This window comes from Sphingomonas sanguinis (genome assembly GCF_001476905.1).
GTDB classification, from domain to species: Bacteria; Pseudomonadota; Alphaproteobacteria; order Sphingomonadales; family Sphingomonadaceae; genus Sphingomonas; species Sphingomonas sanguinis_B.
This window is the reverse complement of record NZ_LDTE01000165.1, coordinates 1-1,549: the sequence shown is the minus strand read 5'-3', so window position 1 is coordinate 1,549 and position 1,549 is coordinate 1. Positions and strand designations below refer to the sequence as shown.

The 1,549-nt window shown below is 58.8% G+C and carries 3 protein-coding genes; all 3 read right to left on the bottom strand.

The window, feature by feature from the left end; translation table 11 throughout:
* Positions 1 to 602 (bottom strand): MCP four helix bundle domain-containing protein (locus SB4_RS18115; protein ID WP_193753881.1); only part of this gene is annotated, 602 nt, incomplete at its 3' end.
* 217 nt (positions 603 to 819) lie between these two features.
* Entirely contained in the window at positions 820 to 1,077 is a 258-nt protein-coding gene (locus SB4_RS20460; protein WP_058753682.1) for a hypothetical protein, read from the bottom strand.
* A gap of 141 nt (positions 1,078 to 1,218) precedes the next feature.
* On the bottom strand, positions 1,219 to 1,549 hold a 331-nt coding region (locus SB4_RS18105), incomplete at its 5' end, for an efflux RND transporter permease subunit (RefSeq protein WP_193753880.1).

Sequence of the window (1,549 nt, the reverse complement as noted above, 5' to 3'; positions counted from 1 at the left end):
ACCAGCGCCACGACCAGCATCAACCAGTTGAGCGTACGAGACAGTGCAGCCCCGTCGGCCCGCGCGGTTTCGGCGGCCTTCAGCTGATAATCGGACAGACGGCCGATCTGTGCCGTGGTCGGGTCGATCCCGGCATACATTTCCGTATCGGCGAAGTGGGCCAACGCGGCACTGTCATGTGCCTGGATGATCGCGTTCAGCCGTGCCACTGTCTGATCCGACTGGTTCATGTTCTGGCGGACTTGCGTCACGACCGAGCGTTCTTCGTCGGTCAGGCTCGTCTGCATATAAGCAGACCAGTCCCGGTCGATGATCCGCTTCGCATCTGCGATCGAGGCGCTGGCCTGGGCCCAGTCGAGCTTGCCCGCGCGTAACTTGTGCGTGGTATCGACGATGTTGATGGCATAGGCATCCGATACCGCCTTGAGTTGGCGGACCGGCACAAGGCGATCGTCATAAATCGACGTCATTGCCCCGGTCAGCGCGTTCATGCCGTAAAAGCCGGCGCCGCCAATGATTGCCGCGATGGCGATCCCTGATGCCAGCTGGATCGTCAAAATCCGGGTGCCGATGGAGGTGAATTTTGCGCCGGTGGCCTTCATAATTGCATCCCTGTAATTTCCGAAAAGGGTAGGGAGACAAGGTTTAAAACACAGTAAATCTATTGTATCTCATTGATGTTACGTGATTTTTTGTGAGTAATATGATTCGTTTTACACAACAATAAACCAATCATCTACTCGATCATCCTTTGTGGATGTTGATTGATCATGAATGTTCGGCATGAAATCAGTGAAATCTTCAAAATAGCTCGGTTGATCATGCCACGACGCTCGGCAGAACCGAAACATTCGGGATAATAGATTGAACCTTAACGGGATTGCGGAACATGGCGGCGCAGAACGAGAAATCGGGGAGGTCCGGATATAGGGGCGCGAAAGGCGCTTCTGTCCGACCATATCCGATCAAGCGCAGGCGATACGCAGCAGTGAGGGCAAACCGATGATCGCGGCTGGGGTCGAGCATCAGGTCGCCGGGGTGAATCACCATGCCCTCGATCGCGATCGGCACGTTCACTTCGCAGGGGCCGTCCTTATGGGGACACGATGCGTCACGCCCGCCGCGAATACCGGAAAGGCATTTCCTACACCGCGGTGCCGCGCCCAGCGGTGTGGTGGGCCAGATGCTGTTCGTCGATGGCCGAGGAGGTGTTCTCGCTTAGGCCGGTTCCTCTTCGCGGTACATTGTGGGTCGGCAGCGTTCGATCCAGGCGTAGAGGCTGGGCAGGAGCACCAGGGTCAGGATCGTCGAGGTTATGATCCCGCCGATGACGACGGTGGCGAGCGGTCGCTGCACCTCTGCGCCGGAGCCGGTCGCGATCGCCATGGGTATGAAGCCGACCGACGCCACCAGCGCGGTCGACAGGACGGGGCGTAAGCGGTCATGCGCGCCGCGCCGCACGGCGTCCTCGGCGGGGAGCGGATCGCCCTCGCGACCGTCGCGCAAGGCATTGATATGGTCGATCAACACCAGCCCGTTGAGCATCGCG